The sequence below is a fragment of the Pseudomonas synxantha genome (genome assembly GCF_900105675.1).
Lineage (GTDB): Bacteria > Pseudomonadota > Gammaproteobacteria > Pseudomonadales > Pseudomonadaceae > Aquipseudomonas > Aquipseudomonas synxantha.
On the sequence record NZ_LT629786.1, the window covers coordinates 5,420,026 to 5,436,826 of the forward strand.

General features: G+C 54.6%; 30 protein-coding genes. All 30 read right to left on the minus strand.

Translation table 11 applies throughout. From position 1 onward, the window contains the following. Window positions 1–39: 39 nt before the first annotated feature. Window positions 40–1,488 (minus strand): catalase, encoded by a 1,449-nt coding sequence (locus BLU48_RS25070; RefSeq protein WP_057025352.1) that lies wholly within the window; start codon window positions 1,486–1,488, stop codon window positions 40–42. Between the two features lie 238 nt (window positions 1,489–1,726). Next, on the minus strand, window positions 1,727–2,113 hold the full coding sequence (gene rplQ, locus BLU48_RS25075) for a 50S ribosomal protein L17 (RefSeq protein ID WP_003176402.1): 387 nt from the start codon (window positions 2,111–2,113) through the stop codon (window positions 1,727–1,729). A gap of 41 nt (window positions 2,114–2,154) precedes the next feature. Further along, window positions 2,155–3,156, minus strand: coding sequence for a DNA-directed RNA polymerase subunit alpha (locus BLU48_RS25080; RefSeq protein ID WP_003176403.1), 1,002 nt, complete (start codon window positions 3,154–3,156; stop codon window positions 2,155–2,157). A gap of 22 nt (window positions 3,157–3,178) precedes the next feature. Continuing rightward, window positions 3,179–3,799: a 30S ribosomal protein S4 gene (gene rpsD / locus BLU48_RS25085; protein ID WP_003176404.1), complete on the minus strand. Its 621-nt coding sequence runs from the start codon at window positions 3,797–3,799 to the stop codon at window positions 3,179–3,181. Window positions 3,800–3,817: 18 nt separating this feature from the next. Further along, window positions 3,818–4,207: a 30S ribosomal protein S11 gene (gene rpsK / locus BLU48_RS25090; RefSeq protein WP_002555466.1), complete on the minus strand. Its 390-nt coding sequence runs from the start codon at window positions 4,205–4,207 to the stop codon at window positions 3,818–3,820. A gap of 30 nt (window positions 4,208–4,237) precedes the next feature. Continuing rightward, window positions 4,238–4,594: a 30S ribosomal protein S13 gene (rpsM, locus tag BLU48_RS25095; RefSeq protein WP_003194635.1), complete on the minus strand. Its 357-nt coding sequence runs from the start codon at window positions 4,592–4,594 to the stop codon at window positions 4,238–4,240. 129 nt (window positions 4,595–4,723) lie between these two features. Next, window positions 4,724–4,840, minus strand: coding sequence for a 50S ribosomal protein L36 (rpmJ, locus tag BLU48_RS25100; protein ID WP_002555468.1), 117 nt, complete (start codon window positions 4,838–4,840; stop codon window positions 4,724–4,726). A gap of 27 nt (window positions 4,841–4,867) precedes the next feature. Further along, window positions 4,868–6,196 (minus strand): preprotein translocase subunit SecY, encoded by a 1,329-nt coding sequence (gene secY, locus BLU48_RS25105; RefSeq protein WP_003194637.1) that lies wholly within the window; start codon window positions 6,194–6,196, stop codon window positions 4,868–4,870. Continuing rightward, window positions 6,197–6,634, minus strand: a complete 438-nt coding sequence (gene rplO, locus BLU48_RS25110; protein ID WP_003176407.1) for a 50S ribosomal protein L15 — start codon at window positions 6,632–6,634, stop codon at window positions 6,197–6,199. It abuts the gene before it with no gap. A gap of 3 nt (window positions 6,635–6,637) precedes the next feature. Beyond that, on the minus strand, window positions 6,638–6,814 hold the full coding sequence (rpmD, locus tag BLU48_RS25115) for a 50S ribosomal protein L30 (RefSeq protein ID WP_003176408.1): 177 nt from the start codon (window positions 6,812–6,814) through the stop codon (window positions 6,638–6,640). A 2-nt stretch (window positions 6,815–6,816) separates the two neighbouring features. Next, window positions 6,817–7,317 (minus strand): 30S ribosomal protein S5, encoded by a 501-nt coding sequence (gene rpsE / locus BLU48_RS25120; protein ID WP_003176409.1) that lies wholly within the window; start codon window positions 7,315–7,317, stop codon window positions 6,817–6,819. Window positions 7,318–7,320: 3 nt separating this feature from the next. Next, window positions 7,321–7,671 (minus strand): 50S ribosomal protein L18, encoded by a 351-nt coding sequence (gene rplR / locus BLU48_RS25125; RefSeq protein ID WP_003186037.1) that lies wholly within the window; start codon window positions 7,669–7,671, stop codon window positions 7,321–7,323. Between the two features lie 10 nt (window positions 7,672–7,681). After that, window positions 7,682–8,215: a 50S ribosomal protein L6 gene (gene rplF / locus BLU48_RS25130; RefSeq protein ID WP_003194640.1), complete on the minus strand. Its 534-nt coding sequence runs from the start codon at window positions 8,213–8,215 to the stop codon at window positions 7,682–7,684. Between the two features lie 12 nt (window positions 8,216–8,227). Continuing rightward, on the minus strand, window positions 8,228–8,620 hold the full coding sequence (rpsH, locus tag BLU48_RS25135) for a 30S ribosomal protein S8 (protein WP_003176413.1): 393 nt from the start codon (window positions 8,618–8,620) through the stop codon (window positions 8,228–8,230). Window positions 8,621–8,828: 208 nt separating this feature from the next. Beyond that, window positions 8,829–9,134 carry a 30S ribosomal protein S14 gene (rpsN, locus tag BLU48_RS25140; RefSeq protein ID WP_003176414.1) on the minus strand — a complete coding sequence of 102 codons (306 nt, stop codon included), beginning with the start codon at window positions 9,132–9,134 and terminating at the stop codon, window positions 8,829–8,831. 13 nt (window positions 9,135–9,147) lie between these two features. Next, window positions 9,148–9,687 (minus strand): 50S ribosomal protein L5, encoded by a 540-nt coding sequence (gene rplE, locus BLU48_RS25145; RefSeq protein WP_003194642.1) that lies wholly within the window; start codon window positions 9,685–9,687, stop codon window positions 9,148–9,150. 22 nt (window positions 9,688–9,709) lie between these two features. Then, complete coding sequence (gene rplX, locus BLU48_RS25150) at window positions 9,710–10,024, minus strand: 50S ribosomal protein L24 (protein WP_003176416.1); 315 nt, start codon at window positions 10,022–10,024, stop codon at window positions 9,710–9,712. Window positions 10,025–10,035: 11 nt separating this feature from the next. After that, window positions 10,036–10,404 carry a 50S ribosomal protein L14 gene (rplN, locus tag BLU48_RS25155; RefSeq protein WP_002555479.1) on the minus strand — a complete coding sequence of 123 codons (369 nt, stop codon included), beginning with the start codon at window positions 10,402–10,404 and terminating at the stop codon, window positions 10,036–10,038. Window positions 10,405–10,427: 23 nt separating this feature from the next. Continuing rightward, complete coding sequence (rpsQ, locus tag BLU48_RS25160; protein ID WP_003444370.1) at window positions 10,428–10,694, minus strand: 30S ribosomal protein S17; 267 nt, start codon at window positions 10,692–10,694, stop codon at window positions 10,428–10,430. Between the two features lie 2 nt (window positions 10,695–10,696). After that, window positions 10,697–10,888: a 50S ribosomal protein L29 gene (gene rpmC / locus BLU48_RS25165; protein WP_002555481.1), complete on the minus strand. Its 192-nt coding sequence runs from the start codon at window positions 10,886–10,888 to the stop codon at window positions 10,697–10,699. Beyond that, window positions 10,888–11,301: a 50S ribosomal protein L16 gene (gene rplP, locus BLU48_RS25170; RefSeq protein ID WP_003176421.1), complete on the minus strand. Its 414-nt coding sequence runs from the start codon at window positions 11,299–11,301 to the stop codon at window positions 10,888–10,890. The genes rpmC and rplP overlap by 1 nt, the downstream gene beginning before the upstream one ends. Window positions 11,302–11,313: 12 nt before the next feature. Next, entirely contained in the window at window positions 11,314–12,000 is a 687-nt protein-coding gene (gene rpsC / locus BLU48_RS25175; protein ID WP_003176422.1) for a 30S ribosomal protein S3, read from the minus strand. A 13-nt stretch (window positions 12,001–12,013) separates the two neighbouring features. Next, window positions 12,014–12,346 (minus strand): 50S ribosomal protein L22, encoded by a 333-nt coding sequence (gene rplV / locus BLU48_RS25180; RefSeq protein WP_003103908.1) that lies wholly within the window; start codon window positions 12,344–12,346, stop codon window positions 12,014–12,016. 11 nt (window positions 12,347–12,357) lie between these two features. Then, window positions 12,358–12,633, minus strand: coding sequence for a 30S ribosomal protein S19 (gene rpsS / locus BLU48_RS25185; RefSeq protein ID WP_002555486.1), 276 nt, complete (start codon window positions 12,631–12,633; stop codon window positions 12,358–12,360). 16 nt (window positions 12,634–12,649) lie between these two features. Next, window positions 12,650–13,474 carry a 50S ribosomal protein L2 gene (rplB, locus tag BLU48_RS25190; protein ID WP_003210080.1) on the minus strand — a complete coding sequence of 275 codons (825 nt, stop codon included), beginning with the start codon at window positions 13,472–13,474 and terminating at the stop codon, window positions 12,650–12,652. A gap of 14 nt (window positions 13,475–13,488) precedes the next feature. Then, window positions 13,489–13,788 (minus strand): 50S ribosomal protein L23, encoded by a 300-nt coding sequence (gene rplW / locus BLU48_RS25195; RefSeq protein ID WP_002555488.1) that lies wholly within the window; start codon window positions 13,786–13,788, stop codon window positions 13,489–13,491. Next, window positions 13,785–14,387: a 50S ribosomal protein L4 gene (gene rplD / locus BLU48_RS25200; RefSeq protein WP_003176424.1), complete on the minus strand. Its 603-nt coding sequence runs from the start codon at window positions 14,385–14,387 to the stop codon at window positions 13,785–13,787. Before rplD ends, rplW begins: the two co-directional genes overlap by 4 nt. A gap of 12 nt (window positions 14,388–14,399) precedes the next feature. Next, a complete protein-coding gene (gene rplC / locus BLU48_RS25205; protein WP_003176425.1) occupies window positions 14,400–15,035 on the minus strand; it encodes a 50S ribosomal protein L3 in 636 nt (211 codons plus the stop codon). Between the two features lie 81 nt (window positions 15,036–15,116). Next, window positions 15,117–15,428, minus strand: a complete 312-nt coding sequence (rpsJ, locus tag BLU48_RS25210) for a 30S ribosomal protein S10 (protein WP_003186070.1) — start codon at window positions 15,426–15,428, stop codon at window positions 15,117–15,119. A gap of 158 nt (window positions 15,429–15,586) precedes the next feature. Then, entirely contained in the window at window positions 15,587–16,780 is a 1,194-nt protein-coding gene (gene tuf, locus BLU48_RS25215; RefSeq protein WP_003176426.1) for an elongation factor Tu, read from the minus strand. Between the last annotated feature and the right edge of the window lie 21 nt (window positions 16,781–16,801).

Genomic DNA, 16,801 nt, shown 5'->3' on the forward strand with positions numbered 1-16,801 from the left:
AACCGCCCAAATGAGGGCGGTTCTGCTTATCGTTTAGAGTCAGTTAAGCGATACACCCAGTGCCTTTGCGATTGCTTCTCCATAAGCCGGGTCGGCCTTGTAGAAATGCTGCAATTGACGCTGGACCACATCGCTGGAAACCCCCGCCATCGCACCGGCAATGTTGCTGGTAAGCAGAGCTTTTTGCTCATCGTTCATCAGGCGGAACAACGCACCCGCATGGCTGTAGTAGTCGGTGTCTTCACGATGATCGTAACGATCCGCGGCGCCGCTCAGGGCAAGTGCAGGTTCGGCATATTGCGCAGCTTGCTTGGGTGCATCGGCGTAGCTGTTTGGCTCGTAGTTGGGCGCCGCACCACCGTTACTGCCGAAGGCCATCGAACCGTCACGCTGGTAGCTGTTCACCGGGTTGCGTGGCGCATTCACCGGCAATTGCTGGTGGTTGGTGCCGACACGGTAGCGGTGGGCATCTGCGTAAGCGAAAACCCGACCTTGCAGCATGCGGTCCGGCGACAGACCTACACCTGGAACCATGTTGCTTGGGCCGAATGCAGCCTGTTCTACTTCAGCGAAGTAGTTCTGCGGATTGCGGTTGAGCTCCAGCTCACCCACCTCAATCAACGGGAACTCTTTTTGCGACCAGGTCTTGGTCACGTCAAACGGGTTCTCGTAATGAGCATTCGCCTGGGCCTCAGTCATGATCTGGATGCAGACGCGCCATTTCGGGAAGTCACCGCGCTCAATCGCCCCGAACAGATCACGCTGGGCATAGTCAGGATCAGTCCCTGCAAGTCGGGCAGCCTCGGCTGGCGCCAGGTTCTTGATACCTTGCTTGGTCTTGTAGTGCCATTTCACCCAATGACGTTCGCCCTTGGCATTGATCAGGCTGTACGTGTGGCTACCGAAGCCATGCATGTGGCGATAGCCATCTGGAATACCGCGGTCCGAAAACAGGATGGTGACCTGGTGCAGCGCCTCAGGAGAGTGCGACCAGAAGTCCCACATCATCTGCGCGCTTTTCAGGTTGCTTTGCGGCAGGCGTTTCTGGGTGTGGATAAAGTCCGGGAATTTCAATGGGTCGCGGATGAAAAACACCGGGGTGTTGTTACCCACGATGTCCCAGTTGCCTTCTTCGGTGTAGAACTTCAAGGCGAAGCCACGTGGATCTCGCTCGGTGTCAGCCGAACCGCGCTCACCACCTACAGTGGAGAACCGCAGGAAGGTCGGCGTTTGCTTACCAACCGATTCGAACAGCTTGGCGCTGGTGTACTGGGTGATGTCTTTTGTCACAGTGAACGTACCGTAGGCACCCGAACCTTTGGCGTGCACACGACGCTCAGGGATGTTTTCACGGTTGAAGTGAGCGAGCTTCTCGATCAGGTGAAAATCGTCGAGCAGCAACGGGCCGCGAGGGCCGGCGGAACGCGAGTTCTGGTTGTCTGCGACAGGGGCGCCGCTGGCGGTGGTAAGGACTTTATTCTGGCTCATGCGCAATCTTCCTCAGGTCGGGCTTGAAACTGCCGGCTAATCGGCTTGGAGGGAGTATTGATCATCAACATGACGTGTACAAATTCATTAAATCGTACGCATCAATAGAAAATAACTAATAACCCTCCAGTAGCCATAGTACCCAGCGCCGATGAGTGAAAGCTTGTATCTATTGAGCTTTTCTTGCGCGCACAAAAAACCGGGCACTAGGCCCGGTTCTTCGTTACAGCTTGTCGTCTTACTCGGCGGATACAGCTTCGCCAGCAGTAGCACGATCAACCAACTCGACATACGCCATAGGCGCGTTGTCGCCAGCGCGGAAACCGCACTTGAGGATGCGCAGGTAGCCACCCTCACGGGTAGCGTAACGCTTGCCCAGGTCGTTGAAGAGCTTACCAACGATAGCTTTCGAACGAGTACGGTCGAAAGCCAGACGGCGGTTAGCCAGGCTGTCTGTCTTGGCCAAAGTGATCAGCGGCTCAGCAACGCGACGCAGTTCTTTAGCTTTCGGCAGTGTAGTTTTGATCAGCTCGTGCTCGAACAGCGACACCGCCATGTTTTGGAACATGGCCTTGCGGTGCGAGCTGGTACGGCTCAGGTGACGACCACTTTTACGATGACGCATGGTTCATTCCTTACCAAACTCACGTTCGGTGATTACGACGATCAGGCAGTCGCCTTGTCGTCCTTCTTAAGACTTGCAGGCGGCCAGTTGTCGAGGCGCATGCCGAGGGACAGACCGCGGGAGGCCAGAACGTCCTTGATTTCAGTCAAGGATTTCTTGCCCAGGTTCGGAGTCTTCAACAGTTCTACTTCGGTACGCTGAATCAGGTCGCCGATGTAGTAAATGTTTTCCGCCTTAAGGCAGTTAGCCGAACGTACAGTCAGTTCCAGATCGTCAACCGGGCGAAGCAGGATCGGATCGATCTCGTCTTCTTGCTCGATTACCACTGGCTCGCTGTCACCCTTGAGGTCGACGAACGCAGCCAACTGCTGTTGCAGAATGGTTGCAGCGCGGCGAATAGCCTCTTCAGGATCCAGGGTACCGTTGGTTTCCAGATCAATAACCAGCTTGTCCAGGTTAGTACGCTGCTCGACACGGGCGTTTTCCACCACGTATGCGATACGGCGAACCGGGCTGAACGAAGAGTCAAGCTGCAAGCGACCAATGCTGCGGCTTTCGTCTTCATCGCTCTGACGCGAGTCGGCCGGTTCATAACCACGACCACGAGCTACAGTGAGCTTCATGTTCAGGGCGCCGTTAGACGCCAGGTTAGCGATTACGTGATCGGGGTTAACGATCTCGACATCATGATCCAGCTGAATATCGGCAGCGGTAACCACCCCCGAACCCTTCTTCGACAAGGTCAGCGTAACTTCGTCACGGCCGTGCAGCTTGATAGCCAGACCTTTAAGGTTCAACAGGATTTCAATTACGTCTTCCTGTACACCTTCGATGGCGCTGTACTCGTGGAGCACACCGTCAATCTCGGCCTCGACTACTGCACAGCCGGGCATTGAGGACAACAGGATGCGGCGCAGCGCGTTGCCCAGGGTGTGGCCAAAACCACGCTCGAGAGGCTCGAGAGTGATCTTGGCGCGGGTTGGACTGACAACCTGCACATCAATGTGGCGGGGTGTCAGGAACTCATTTACCGAAATCTGCATGGATGCACCTATTTTCTAGCCCTTACTTGGAGTAGAGCTCGACAATCAGGCTTTCGTTGATGTCGGCGGACAGATCACTGCGAGCAGGAACGTTCTTGAAAACGCCCGACTTCTTCTCAGTGTCTACTTCTACCCATTCTACGCGGCCACGTTGGGCACACAGATCGAGAGCTTGGACAATGCGAAGTTGGTTTTTTGCTTTCTCGCGAACTGCGACCACGTCACCAGCACGAACCTGGTAGGACGGAACGTTTACGGTCTGACCGTTAACGCTGATCGACTTGTGCGATACCAGCTGACGGGATTCGGCACGAGTCGAACCAAAGCCCATACGGTATACAACGTTGTCCAGACGGCATTCGAGCAGTTGCAGCAGGTTTTCACCGGTTGCACCTTTCTTGCCAGCAGCTTCTTTGTAGTAGCCGCTGAACTGACGCTCGAGAACGCCGTAGATACGACGGACCTTCTGCTTTTCACGCAGTTGGGTGCCGTAATCGGACTGGCGACCGCGGCGTTGGCCGTGGATACCAGGTGCTGCTTCAATGTTGCACTTCGATTCGATCGCGCGCACGCCGCTCTTCAGGAAGAGATCGGTGCCCTCGCGACGAGCGAGTTTGCATTTTGGACCAATGTAACGAGCCATTCTTTACAATCTCCTGGATTACACGCGGCGCTTCTTCGGCGGACGGCACCCGTTGTGCGGGATTGGCGTCACGTCGGTGATGCTGGCGATCTTATAGCCACAGCCGTTCAAAGCACGGACAGCAGACTCACGACCTGGACCTGGACCTTTGACGTTAACGTCGAGGTTTTTCAGGCCGTATTCCAGCGCAGCTTGACCAGCACGTTCAGCAGCTACTTGAGCAGCAAACGGGGTGGACTTGCGGGAACCGCGGAAACCCGAACCACCGGAGGTAGCCCAAGAAAGCGCGTTACCTTGACGGTCGGTGATGGTCACGATGGTGTTGTTAAAAGATGCATGGATGTGGGCGATGCCATCAACCACTGTCTTTTTAACTTTTTTACGAGGACGAGCAGCAGGTTTTGCCATGATAATTTTCCTGTCGATTCGCTGGGGCGATTACTTGCGGATCGGCTTACGCGGACCTTTACGGGTACGCGCGTTAGTCTTGGTACGCTGACCGCGTACTGGAAGACCACGACGATGACGCAGACCGCGATAGCAACCGAGGTCCATCAAACGCTTGATTTTCATGTTGATTTCGCGACGCAGGTCACCTTCAGTGGTGAACTTCGCCACTTCGCCACGCAGCTGTTCAATCTGCTCGTCGCTCAGATCCTTGATCTTAGCGGCTGGGTTTACCCCAGCAACTGCGCAAATTTTCTGCGCAGTAGTGCGACCAACACCATAGATGTAGGTCAGCGAGATAACAGTGTGCTTGTTATCTGGAATGTTAACGCCTGCAATACGGGCCATTCAGTGGGACTCCAATTGACAGCTACCTACGCCCCGGAAGCCAAGAAATAGGGCGCGAGATAATATCGCTGTAATAACAAATAATCAACCCGGCAGCGCACTAGCTGCCGGGCTTCAAGCGGATCACACTCAGCCTTGGCGCTGTTTGTGACGCGGTTCCGCGCTGCAAATTACTCGAACAACACCTTCGCGGCGAATAATCTTGCAGTTACGGCACAGCTTTTTCACCGATGCACGAACTTTCATCACCAACTCCTCGAACCTTATGGGTACTCAGCGCAACATGCCGCTGCCGTAACCCTTCAGGTTGGCTTTCTTCATCAGGGATTCGTACTGGTGCGAAACGAGGTGCGATTGTACTTGGGACATGAAGTCCATCACAACCACGACCACGATCAGCAACGAGGTCCCGCCAAGGTAGAACGGAACGTTTGCTGCAACCACCAGGAACTGGGGCAACAAGCACACGGCCGTCATATATAGAGCACCGAACAGGGTCAAACGAGTCAGAACGCCATCAATGTAGCGTGCCGACTGCTCACCTGGACGGATGCCCGGAATAAAGGCACCGGACTTCTTCAGGTTTTCCGCTACGTCTTTCGGATTGAACATCAACGCCGTATAGAAGAAGCAGAAGAAAATAATCCCTGCACTAAACAGCAGAATATTCAACGGCTGACCAGGAGCGATCGACTGAGAGAGGTCCTGCAGCCAGCCCATATTTTCGGACTGACCAAACCAGGTACCCAACGAAGCCGGAAACAGCAAGATGCTGCTCGCGAAAATTGCCGGAATAACGCCGGCCATATTCACTTTCAGCGGCAAGTGGCTGGTCTGCGCAGCAAAGACCTTACGGCCCTGCTGACGCTTGGCGTAGTGAACAGCAATACGACGCTGGCCACGCTCAATGAACACCACAAAACCGATAATCGCTACTGCCAGCAAACCGATGGCAACCAAGGCGAAGATATTGATATCACCCTGACGCGCAGACTCGAAAGACTGCCCGATTGCTCTCGGAAGACCGGCGACGATACCTGCGAAAATCAACATCGAGATACCGTTGCCAACACCACGCTCAGTAATCTGCTCACCCAGCCACATCATGAACATCGCACCAGCCACAAAAGTGGATACTGCGACGAAATGGAAGCCAAAGTCACCAGTGAACGCAACGCCCTGCCCGGCCAGGCCAACGGACATGCCGATAGCTTGAACCAAGGCGAGGACGACAGTGCCGTAGCGGGTGTACTGGCTAATCTTGCGACGGCCAGCTTCACCTTCCTTCTTCAACTGCTCCAGTTGCGGGCTGACGGCTGTCATCAGTTGCATGATGATCGATGCCGAGATGTACGGCATGATCCCCAGTGCAAAGATGCTCATCCGCTCCAGCGCGCCACCGGAAAACATGTTGAACAAGCTAAGAATGGTCCCCTCATTCTGTCGAAACAGGTCTGCGAGTCGGTCCGGGTTGATACCTGGAACCGGGATGTGTGCGCCTATTCGGTAGACGATAATCGCCAGGAACAGAAAACGCAGACGAGCCCAAAGTTCAGACATACCGCCTTTGCCGAGCGCTGAGAGAGCACCTTGCTTAGCCATTTATTCCTCGAACTTGCCGCCAGCTGCTTCGATAGCCGAACGCGCACCTTTGGTGGCGCCGATTCCCTTGCCGATAGTGACAGCGCGAGTCACTTCACCGGACAGCATGATTTTCACACGCTGTACGTTGACGTTGATCACGTTGGCATCTTTCAGGGTCTGCACAGTAACGATGTCGCCTTCCACTTTGGCCAGCTCGGACAGACGCACTTCTGCGCGGTCCATGGCTTTCAGGGATACGAAACCGAACTTAGGCAGGCGACGATGCAGCGGCTGTTGACCGCCTTCAAAGCCTGGAGCGATGGTGCCACCGGAGCGGGAGGTTTGACCTTTGTGGCCACGGCCACCAGTCTTACCCAAACCGCTACCGATACCACGGCCCGGACGATGCTTTTCGCGACGGGAACCCGGCGCTGGACTCAGATCATTGAGTTTCATCGATTAACCCTCTACACGCAGCATGTAGTAAGCCTTGTTGATCATCCCGCGATTCTCGGGAGTATCCTGGACTTCTACAGTGTGACCGATGCGACGCAGACCCAAACCTTTAACGCACAGTTTGTGGTTAGGGATGCGGCCGGTCATGCTTTTGATCAGCGTTACTTTAACGGTAGCCATGATCAGAAGATCTCCTTGACAGTCAGACCACGCTTGGCAGCGATGGACTCAGGAGATTGCATAGCCTTCAGACCCTTGAAAGTGGCGTGAACCACGTTTACCGGGTTAGTCGAGCCGTAGCACTTGGCCAGAACGTTCTGAACGCCAGCAACTTCGAGGACAGCACGCATAGCGCCGCCAGCGATGATACCGGTACCTTCAGAAGCAGGCTGCATGTACACCTTCGAAGCGCCATGGGCGGACTTCATTGCGTACTGCAGAGTGGTGCCGTTCAGATCAACTTGGATCATGTTGCGACGAGCAGCTTCCATTGCCTTTTGGATCGCAGCAGGCACTTCACGTGACTTGCCACGGCCGAAGCCAACACGCCCTTTACCATCACCCACCACGGTCAACGCGGTGAAAGTGAAGATACGGCCGCCTTTAACGGTTTTGGCTACGCGGTTAACTTGAACCAGCTTCTCAATGTAGCCTTCGTCGCGCTTTTGGTCGTTATTTGACATAACTTAGAACTCCAGCCCAGCTTCACGAGCAGCATCAGCCAGCGCTTTCACGCGACCGTGGTACTTGAAGCCAGAGCGGTCGAAAGCCACTTGCGAGACGCCAGCGGCCTTAGCACGCGTAGCGACCAGCTGGCCAACCTTTGTGGCCGCGTCGATGTTGCCAGTGGCACCATCACGCAGTTCTTTATCCAAAGTCGAGGCGCTTGCCAGGACTTTGTTGCCGTCGGCCGAGATGACCTGGGCGTAGATGTGCTGCGACGAGCGGAACACGCAGAGACGCACGACTTCGAGTTCGTGCATTTTCAGGCGTGCTTTGCGAGCGCGACGCAGTCGAGTAACTTTTTTGTCGGTCATTTGCTATGCCCTACTTCTTCTTGGCTTCTTTACGACGGACGACTTCGTCCGCGTAGCGCACACCTTTGCCTTTGTACGGCTCTGGTGGACGGAAGTCGCGGATCTCAGCGGCCACTTGACCTACCAGCTGCTTGTCGATGCCCTTGATCAGGATATCGGTCTGGCTAGGGGTCTCAGCAGTGATGCCCGCTGGCAGTTCGTAATCCACAGGGTGCGAGAAGCCAAGGGCAAGGTTCAGAACCGTGCCTTTTGCTTGCGCTTTGTAACCAACACCGACCAGCTGGAGCTTACGCTCGAAGCCTTGGCTTACGCCTTGGACCATGTTGTTTACCAACGCACGCGTGGTACCGGCCATTGCGCGAGTTTGTTGATCGCCATTGCGAGCAGCGAAACGCAGCTCACCAGCTTCTTCAACGATCTCAACGGACGAATGGATGTTCAGTTCAAGAGTGCCCTTGGCACCCTTCACCGAAAGCTGTTGGCCTGCGAATTTGACTTCGACACCGGCTGGCAGCTTAACGGGGTTCTTAGCGACGCGTGACATGCTTATCCCCCCTTAGAACACAGTGCAAAGAACTTCGCCGCCGACACCGGCAGCGCGCGCAGCACGATCCGTCATCACACCTTTGTTGGTGGAGACGATAGACACGCCCAGACCGCCACGAACTTTCGGCAGATCTTCAGCGGACTTGTACTGACGCAGGCCTGGACGGCTAACGCGCTTCACTTCCTCGATGACCGAACGGCCTTCGAAGTACTTCAGCTCGATGGACAGCAGAGGTTTGATTTCGCTGCTGATCTGATAACCCGCAATGTAGCCTTCGTCTTTCAGGACTTTGGCAACAGCTACCTTCAACTTGGAAGATGGCATGCTTACGACGGACTTTTCAGCCATCTGGGCATTACGGATACGAGTTAGCATGTCCGCTAACGGGTCCTGCATACTCATGGGCTAGACGCTCCTAATACAAAAAAATTAGCCTTGCGGCTACATATGTCGCCGAGAATCTCCGAGCATAGAAAACACGGGCTCAGGCGAGCCGGGTATTCTAGACACACTCCGGAAATGAAACAAGCCCCAAAAGGGGCTTGTTCCAGATTCAAGGTCACCGGCGGTCAGTATCTTGCGATCCGAACCGCCTGGACTTCGAACGTACTTACCAGCTGGCTTTAACCAGACCTGGTACGTCACCACGCATTGCCGCTTCACGCAGTTTGTTACGGCCGAGGCCGAACTTGCGGTAAACGCCGTGTGGACGACCGGTCAGGCGGCAGCGGTTACGCATGCGCGAGGCGCTTGCGTCACGTGGCTGCTTCTGCAGAGCAACTGTAGCTTCCCAACGCGCTTCTGGACTTGCGTTCAGATCAACGATGATAGCTTTCAGTGCTGCACGCTTCTTGGCGTACTTGGCAACCGTGAGCTGACGCTTCAGCTCGCGGTTTTTCATGCTCATCTTGGCCATGGTCCTACTCCAATCAGTTGCGGAACGGGAATTTGAAAGCACGCAACAGGGCGCGACCTTCATCATCGTTCTTGGCAGTGGTGGTCAGGGTGATGTCCAGACCGCGGAGAGCATCGATCTTGTCGTAGTCGATTTCCGGGAAGATGATCTGCTCTTTCACGCCCATGCTGTAGTTACCACGACCATCGAAGGACTTGGCATTCAGGCCGCGGAAGTCGCGAACCCGAGGCAGGGAGATCGACAGCAGACGATCCAGGAATTCGTACATACGCTCACGGCGCAGAGTCACTTTGACGCCGATCGGCCAACCTTCACGGACTTTAAAGCCAGCGATGGATTTCCGAGCGTAAGTCACAACGACTTTTTGACCGGTGATCTTTTCCAGGTCAGCAACAGCGTGCTCGATGACTTTTTTGTCGCCGATCGCTTCGCCCAAACCCATGTTCAGGGTGATTTTGGTGACGCGCGGAACTTCCATCACGTTCCCGAGCTTAAGTTCTTCCTTAAGCTTGGGGGCGATTTCCTTCCGGTAAATCTCTTGTAGTCGTGCCATGGTCTAATCTACCTAGCAGTGTTCAAGCATCAACCGCTTTTTGGGTCGACTTGAAGACACGAATTTTCTTACCGTCTTCTACTTTGAAACCAACGCGGTCAGCCTTGTTGGTTTCGCCGTTGAAGATGGCGACGTTAGAAGCGTCCAGCGGAGCTTCTTTCTCGACGATACCGCCCTGCACGCCCGACATCGGGTTAGGCTTGGTATGACGCTTGACCAGGTTCAGACCACCGATAACCAGACGGTTATTGGCGAGAACCTTAAGCACCTTACCGCGCTTACCTTTGTCTTTGCCGGCGATCACGATGATCTCGTCGTCACGACGAATCTTTTGCATGTCGGATCTCCTTACAGCACTTCTGGGGCGAGCGAGACGATCTTCATGAACTTCTCAGTACGAAGTTCACGGGTCACTGGCCCAAAGATACGGGTGCCGATAGGCTCTTGCTTGTTGTTCAGAAGAACAGCAGCGTTGCCATCAAAGCGGATAATGGAGCCATCTGCACGACGTACGCCGTGACGAGTGCGGACTACGACAGCAGTCATCACTTGGCCTTTTTTCACCTTACCGCGAGGAATTGCTTCCTTCACGGTAACTTTGATGATGTCACCGATACCAGCGTAACGACGATGGGAGCCACCCAGCACCTTGATGCACATAACACGGCGAGCGCCGCTGTTATCGGCCACATCGAGCATGGATTGAGTCTGAATCATATAATTTCTCCGACCCCTAGTCCTTAGACTTCCACAGCGCGTTCGAGAATATCAACCAGCGCCCAAGACTTGGTCTTGGCCAGCGGACGAGTTTCACGAATAGTGACTTTGTCGCCGATGTGGCACTGGTTGGTTTCGTCGTGCGCGTGCAGCTTAGTCGAACGCTTAACATATTTACCGTAGATCGGGTGCTTAACGCGGCGCTCGATCAAAACGGTGATGGTTTTGTCCATCTTGTCGCTGACAACACGGCCAGTCAGCGTACGGACAGTCTTTTCGGCTTCAGCCATGATCACTTACCTGCCTGCTGGTTGAGCACAGTCTTCACGCGAGCGATGTCACGCTTAACTTGCGAGAGCAGATGAGACTGCCCCAACTGGCCAGTTGCTTTCTGCATACGCAGATTGAACTGGTCGCGCAGCAGGCCGAGCAGTTGCTCGTTCAGCTGCTGTGCGGATTTTTCACGAAGTTCATTCGCTTTCATCACATCACCGTCCGTTTAACAAAGGAGGTGGCGAGCGGCAGCTTTGCAGCAGCCAGGGCGAAAGCCTCACGCGCCAGCTCTTCAGAAACGCCCTCGATTTCATACAGGACTTTGCCTGGCTGAATCTGGGCTACCCAGTATTCCACGTTACCCTTACCTTTACCCATCCGAACCTCGAGAGGTTTTTTGGAGATCGGCTTGTCCGGGAATACACGGATCCAGATCTTGCCGCCACGTTTTACGTGACGGGTCAGGGCACGACGCGCTGACTCGATCTGACGAGCGGTGAGACGACCACGAGCTACAGACTTCAGCGCGAACTCGCCGAAGCTGACTTTGCTACCGCGCTGAGCCAGACCACGGTTGTGGCCTGTCATCTGCTTGCGGAACTTCGTACGCTTAGGTTGCAACATTTGGCGTACCCCTTACTTAGCAGCTTTTTTACGAGGCGCTGGTGCTTGTGGTTTCAGTTCTTCTTGGCGACCACCAATTACTTCGCCTTTGAAGATCCAAACCTTTACACCGATCACACCGTAAGTGGTGTGAGCTTCGTAGTTGGCATAGTCGATGTCGGCACGCAGGGTGTGCAGTGGCACACGACCTTCGCGATACCATTCAGTACGTGCGATTTCAGCACCGCCGAGACGACCGCTCACTTGGATTTTGATGCCTTTGGCACCAATACGCATGGCGTTCTGTACGGCACGCTTCATAGCGCGACGGAACATTACGCGGCGTTCCAGCTGCTGAGCTACGCTCTGCGCAACCAGCATACCGTCGAGCTCCGGCTTACGGATCTCTTCGATATTGATGTGCACAGGCACACCCATTTGCTTGGTCAGGTCCTGACGCAGTTTCTCAACATCTTCACCTTTCTTCCCGATAACAATACCTGGACGAGCGGTGTGGATGGTGATACGTGCAGTTTGCGCCGGACGATGGATATCGATACGGCTTACGGACGCGCTTTTTAGTTTGTCTTGGAGATACTCACGCACCTTCAGATCAGCGAACAAATAGTCCGCATAAGTCCGACCGTCTGCGTACCAGACGGAGGTGTGCTCCTTGACGATTCCCAGGCGAATGCCAATGGGATGTACTTTCTGACCCATCTCTTCGACTCCGTTACTTGTCAGCAACCTTGACAGTGATATGGCAAGACCGCTTGACGATGCGATCAGCACGGCCTTTGGCACGCGGCATGATGCGCTTCAGCGAACGCCCTTCGTTGACGAAAACGGTGCTGACCTTCAGGTCATCAACGTCTGCGCCTTCGTTATGCTCGGCGTTGGCTACGGCCGACTCCAGCACTTTCTTCATGATCTCGGCGGCTTTCTTACTGCTGAAAGCCAACAGGTTGAGCGCTTCGCCCACCTTCTTCCCGCGGATCTGGTCGGCGACCAAGCGGGCTTTCTGGGCGGAGATTCGAGCGCCCGACAACTTAGCGGCTACTTCCATTTCCTTACCCCTTAACGCTTGGCTTTCTTGTCTGCCACGTGCCCACGATAAGTGCGGGTACCGGCAAACTCGCCTAGTTTGTGGCCGACCATGTCTTCGTTAACGAGAACTGGGACGTGTTGGCGACCGTTGTGTACTGCGATGGTCAGACCGACCATTTGTGGCAGGATCATCGAACGACGCGACCAGGTTTTAACTGGTTTGCGATCGTTCTTTTCCGCCGCCACTTCGATCTTCTTCAGTAGGTGAAGATCAATAAAAGGACCTTTTTTCAGAGAACGTGGCACTGTCGTATCCCTCTATTTACTTGCGACGACGGACGATCATTTTGTCGGTACGCTTATTACCACGAGTCTTCGCGCCCTTAGTCGGGAAGCCCCATGGCGATACCGGATGACGACCACCAGAGGTACGACCTTCACCACCACCGTGTGGGTGGTCAACCGGGTTCATGGCAACACCACGAACGGTTGGGCGAACGCCACGCCAGCGTTTGGCACCAGCTTTACCCAACGAACGCAGGCTGTGCTCGGAGTTCGAGACTTCACCCAGGGTCGCACGGCATTCAGCCAGCACTTTACGCATCTCACCAGAACGCAGACGCAGGGTCACGTAGACACCTTCACGAGCGATCAGCTGAGCCGAAGCACCAGCGGAACGAGCGATTTGCGCGCCTTTACCTGGCTTCAATTCGATGCCGTGTACGGTGCTACCAACTGGAATGTTACGCAGCTGCAGAGCGTTGCCCGGCTTGATCGGTGCCAGGGCACCTGCGATCAGCTGGTCACCAGCACTAACGCCTTTAGGGGCGATGATGTAGCGACGCTCGCCATCTGCGTACAGCAGCAGAGCGATGTGAGCAGTACGGTTTGGATCGTATTCGATACGCTCGACAGTGGCAGCGATGCCATCTTTGTCGTTGCGACGGAAGTCGACCAGACGATAATGCTGCTTATGGCCACCACCGATGTGACGAGTGGTAATACGACCATTGTTGTTACGACCACCAGTCTTCGATTTCTTCTCGAGCAGCGGTGCGTGAGGAGCGCCTTTATGCAGCTCCTGGTTGACCACCTTGACCACAAAACGGCGGCCAGGGGAAGTCGGTTTGCATTTAACGATTGCCATGATGCACCCCTTCCTTACTCAGCACTGCTGCTGAAATCGAGATCTTGGCCTGGCTGAAGGGAGATAACTGCCTTCTTCCAGTCATTACGCTTGCCCAGACCGCGAGCAGTGCGCTTGCTCTTACCCAGAACATTCAGGGTAGTAACACGCTCTACTTTCACGCTGAACAGGCTTTCGACGGCCTTCTTGATTTCCAGCTTGGTTGCGTCAGTTGCAACCTTGAAAACGAACTGGCCTTTCTTGTCAGCCAGAACCGTAGCCTTTTCGGAAACGTGCGGGCCAAGCAGAACTTTAAATACGCGTTCCTGGTTCATCCCAGCAGCTCCTCGAATTTCTTCACGGCCGACACGGTGATCAACACCTTGTCGTATGCGATCAGACTAACTGGATCGGAACCTTGCACGTCACGTACATCGACGTGTGGCAGGTTGCGAGCAGCCAGGTACAGGTTCTGATCAACAGCTTCAGACACGATCAAAACGTCGGTCAGGCTCATGTTGTTCAGTTTGCCCAGCAGATCTTTGGTTTTTGGACTTTCAACAGCGAAGTCTTGAACCACGACCAGGCGATCAGTACGCACGAGTTCAGCAAGGATGGAGCGCAGTGCTGCGCGATACATCTTCTTGTTGAGCTTCTGAGAGTGATCCTGAGGACGAGCTGCGAAAGTGGTACCGCCGCCGCGCCAGATTGGGCTACGGATAGTACCGGCACGAGCACGGCCAGTACCTTTCTGACGCCAAGGGCGCTTACCGCCACCACGAACGTCGGAACGGGTCTTTTGCTGCTTGCTACCTTGACGGCCGCCGGCCATGTAGGCCACGACTGCTTGGTGAACCAGCGTCTCGTTGAATTCGCCGCCAAATGTCAGTTCGGAAACTTCAATCGCTTGAGCGTCATTTACATTTAATTGCATGTCAGCTTCCCCTTAACCGCGAGCCTTGGCCGCTGGACGTACAACCAGGTTGCCGCCAGTAGCGCCAGGAACAGCACCCTTGACCAACAACAGATTGCGTTCAGCGTCGACGCGCACTACTTCGAGGGACTGCACGGTCACGCGCTCAGCGCCCATATGACCGGACATTTTCTTGCCCTTGAATACACGACCAGGAGTCTGGCACTGGCCAATAGAGCCCGGGACGCGGTGGGAAACGGAGTTACCGTGAGTGTTGTCTTGACCACGGAAATTCCAACGCTTGATCGTACCCTGGAAGCCTTTACCCTTGGACTGACCGGTTACATCAACCAGTTGACCAGCGGCGAAGATTTCAGCGTTGATCAGATCGCCAGCCTTGTAGTCGCCGTCTTCAAGACGGAACTCCATGACGGTGCGACCAGCTGCAACGTTTGCTTTAGCGAAGTGACCTGCTTGAGCAGCAGTCACGCGCGAAGCACGACGCTCGCCGACAGTGACTTGCACTGCACGATAGCCATCGGTTTCTTCAGTTTTGAACTGGGTGACGCGATTCGGTTCGATCTCAATGACCGTGACCGGAATGGAGACACCTTCTTCGGTGAAAATACGGGTCATACCGCATTTACGACCGACTACACCAATAGTCATGTTGTAAACCTCATGAGTGTACGGGGCTTTCACCCGCTATGGCCGCCCATTTCAGAGCGTTACACGACTAAGACCCAAGTCTTAGCCGAGGCTGATCTGTACTTCCACACCGGCCGCCAGATCGAGCTTCATAAGTGCATCAACGGTTTTATCCGTTGGCTGGACAATGTCCAGTACGCGCTTATGAGTACGGATCTCGTACTGGTCACGCGCGTCTTTGTTGACGTGCGGGGAGACCAGAACGGTAAACCGCTCTTTACGGGTAGGCAGTGGAATTGGACCACGCACTTGAGCACCAGTACGTTTCGCGGTTTCCACGATTTCCTGGGTGGATTGGTCGATCAGGCGATGGTCAAAAGCCTTCAACCTGATACGGATTTGCTGATTTTGCATTGGATTTCAGACTCCGGCTGCTATTCCCAGCGAGCGCAATACGCCCGTTAAAAGGAGGCGCAATTCTATAGACGGCCCTGATAGGTGTCAACCCAATAAAAAAGGCCCCCGCTGAGCGGGGGCCTTTTCAAAACATCGAGCCATCTCAGAAGAGATAATTACTCGATGATTTTAGCTACAACGCCAGCACCAACGGTACGGCCGCCTTCACGGATTGCGAAACGCAGACCGTCTTCCATAGCGATGGTTTTGATCAGGGTGACAACCATTTTGATGTTGTCGCCTGGCATTACCATTTCTACGCCTTCCGGCAGTTCGCAGTTACCAGTTACGTCGGTAGTACGGAAGTAGAACTGTGGACGGTAGCCTTTGAAGAACGGAGTGTGACGGCCGCCTTCTTCTTTGCTCAGCACGTACACTTCAGCTTCGAACTTGGTGTGCGGCTTAACCGAACCCGGCTTAACCAGAACCTGGCCACGCTCAACGTCGTCACGCTTGGTACCACGCAGCAGAACGCCGCAGTTCTCGCCAGCACGACCTTCGTCGAGCAGTTTACGGAACATTTCAACACCGGTGCAGGTGGTGACGGTGGTGTCACGCAGACCAACGATTTCCAGTGGATCTTGAACCTTGACGATACCGCGCTCGATACGACCAGTTACAACAGTACCGCGACCGGAGATCGAGAATACGTCTTCGATTGGCATCAGGAACGGCTTGTCGATAACACGGACTGGATCTGGGATGTAGCTGTCCAGAGTCTCAACCAGTTTACGAACGGACGTGGTGCCCATTTCGTTATCGTCTTTGCCTTCCAGAGCCATACGAGCAGAACCGATGATGATCGGAGTGTCGTCACCTGGGAAGTCGTAAGTGCTCAGCAGATCGCGCACTTCCATCTCAACCAGTTCCAGCAGCTCAGCGTCGTCTACCAGATCAGCCTTGTTCAGGTAAACCACGATGTACGGAACGCCAACCTGACGGGACAGCAGGATGTGCTCACGGGTTTGTGGCATCGGACCATCAGCGGCCGAACAAACCAGGATTGCGCCGTCCATCTGGGCAGCACCGGTGATCATGTTCTTCACATAGTCAGCGTGACCTGGGCAGTCAACGTGAGCGTAGTGACGGATCAGCGAGTTGTATTCAACGTGCGCGGTGTTGATGGTGATACCACGAGCTTTTTCTTCTGGTGCGCTGTCGATTTTATCGAAATCAACGATTGCAGAACCGAATACTTCGGAGCAAACGCGAGTCAGAGCAGCAGTCAGAGTGGTTTTACCGTGGTCAACGTGACCGATGGTGCCAACGTTGACGTGCGGTAGGGAACGATCAAATTTTTCTTTAGCCACGACAATTAACTCCTTGCCTAA

Coding starts and splice junctions, on each gene's coding strand:
- BLU48_RS25070 (WP_057025352.1), bottom strand. CDS start 1,488: ATGAGCCAGAATAAAGTCCTTACCACCGCCAGCGGCGCCCCTGTCGCA.
- rplQ (WP_003176402.1), bottom strand. CDS start 2,113: ATGCGTCATCGTAAAAGTGGTCGTCACCTGAGCCGTACCAGCTCGCAC.
- BLU48_RS25080 (WP_003176403.1), bottom strand. CDS start 3,156: ATGCAGATTTCGGTAAATGAGTTCCTGACACCCCGCCACATTGATGTG.
- rpsD (WP_003176404.1), bottom strand. CDS start 3,799: ATGGCTCGTTACATTGGTCCAAAATGCAAACTCGCTCGTCGCGAGGGC.
- rpsK (WP_002555466.1), bottom strand. CDS start 4,207: ATGGCAAAACCTGCTGCTCGTCCTCGTAAAAAAGTTAAAAAGACAGTG.
- rpsM (WP_003194635.1), bottom strand. CDS start 4,594: ATGGCCCGTATTGCAGGCGTTAACATTCCAGATAACAAGCACACTGTT.
- rpmJ (WP_002555468.1), bottom strand. CDS start 4,840: ATGAAAGTTCGTGCATCGGTGAAAAAGCTGTGCCGTAACTGCAAGATT.
- secY (WP_003194637.1), bottom strand. CDS start 6,196: ATGGCTAAGCAAGGTGCTCTCTCAGCGCTCGGCAAAGGCGGTATGTCT.
- rplO (WP_003176407.1), bottom strand. CDS start 6,634: ATGAAACTCAATGATCTGAGTCCAGCGCCGGGTTCCCGTCGCGAAAAG.
- rpmD (WP_003176408.1), bottom strand. CDS start 6,814: ATGGCTACCGTTAAAGTAACGCTGATCAAAAGCATGACCGGCCGCATC.
- rpsE (WP_003176409.1), bottom strand. CDS start 7,317: ATGTCAAATAACGACCAAAAGCGCGACGAAGGCTACATTGAGAAGCTG.
- rplR (WP_003186037.1), bottom strand. CDS start 7,671: ATGACCGACAAAAAAGTTACTCGACTGCGTCGCGCTCGCAAAGCACGC.
- rplF (WP_003194640.1), bottom strand. CDS start 8,215: ATGTCACGCGTCGCTAAGAACCCCGTTAAGCTGCCAGCCGGTGTCGAA.
- rpsH (WP_003176413.1), bottom strand. CDS start 8,620: ATGAGTATGCAGGACCCGTTAGCGGACATGCTAACTCGTATCCGTAAT.
- rpsN (WP_003176414.1), bottom strand. CDS start 9,134: ATGGCCAAGATGAGCATGAAAAACCGCGAGCTGAAGCGTCAGCTCACG.
- rplE (WP_003194642.1), bottom strand. CDS start 9,687: ATGGCACGACTACAAGAGATTTACCGGAAGGAAATCGCCCCCAAGCTT.
- rplX (WP_003176416.1), bottom strand. CDS start 10,024: ATGCAAAAGATTCGTCGTGACGACGAGATCATCGTGATCGCCGGCAAA.
- rplN (WP_002555479.1), bottom strand. CDS start 10,404: ATGATTCAGACTCAATCCATGCTCGATGTGGCCGATAACAGCGGCGCT.
- rpsQ (WP_003444370.1), bottom strand. CDS start 10,694: ATGGCTGAAGCCGAAAAGACTGTCCGTACGCTGACTGGCCGTGTTGTC.
- rpmC (WP_002555481.1), bottom strand. CDS start 10,888: ATGAAAGCGAATGAACTTCGTGAAAAATCCGCACAGCAGCTGAACGAG.
- rplP (WP_003176421.1), bottom strand. CDS start 11,301: ATGTTGCAACCTAAGCGTACGAAGTTCCGCAAGCAGATGACAGGCCAC.
- rpsC (WP_003176422.1), bottom strand. CDS start 12,000: ATGGGTCAGAAAGTACATCCCATTGGCATTCGCCTGGGAATCGTCAAG.
- rplV (WP_003103908.1), bottom strand. CDS start 12,346: ATGGAAGTAGCCGCTAAGTTGTCGGGCGCTCGAATCTCCGCCCAGAAA.
- rplB (WP_003210080.1), bottom strand. CDS start 13,474: ATGGCAATCGTTAAATGCAAACCGACTTCCCCTGGCCGCCGTTTTGTG.
- rplW (WP_002555488.1), bottom strand. CDS start 13,788: ATGAACCAGGAACGCGTATTTAAAGTTCTGCTTGGCCCGCACGTTTCC.
- rplD (WP_003176424.1), bottom strand. CDS start 14,387: ATGCAATTAAATGTAAATGACGCTCAAGCGATTGAAGTTTCCGAACTG.
- rplC (WP_003176425.1), bottom strand. CDS start 15,035: ATGACTATTGGTGTAGTCGGTCGTAAATGCGGTATGACCCGTATTTTC.
- rpsJ (WP_003186070.1), bottom strand. CDS start 15,428: ATGCAAAATCAGCAAATCCGTATCAGGTTGAAGGCTTTTGACCATCGC.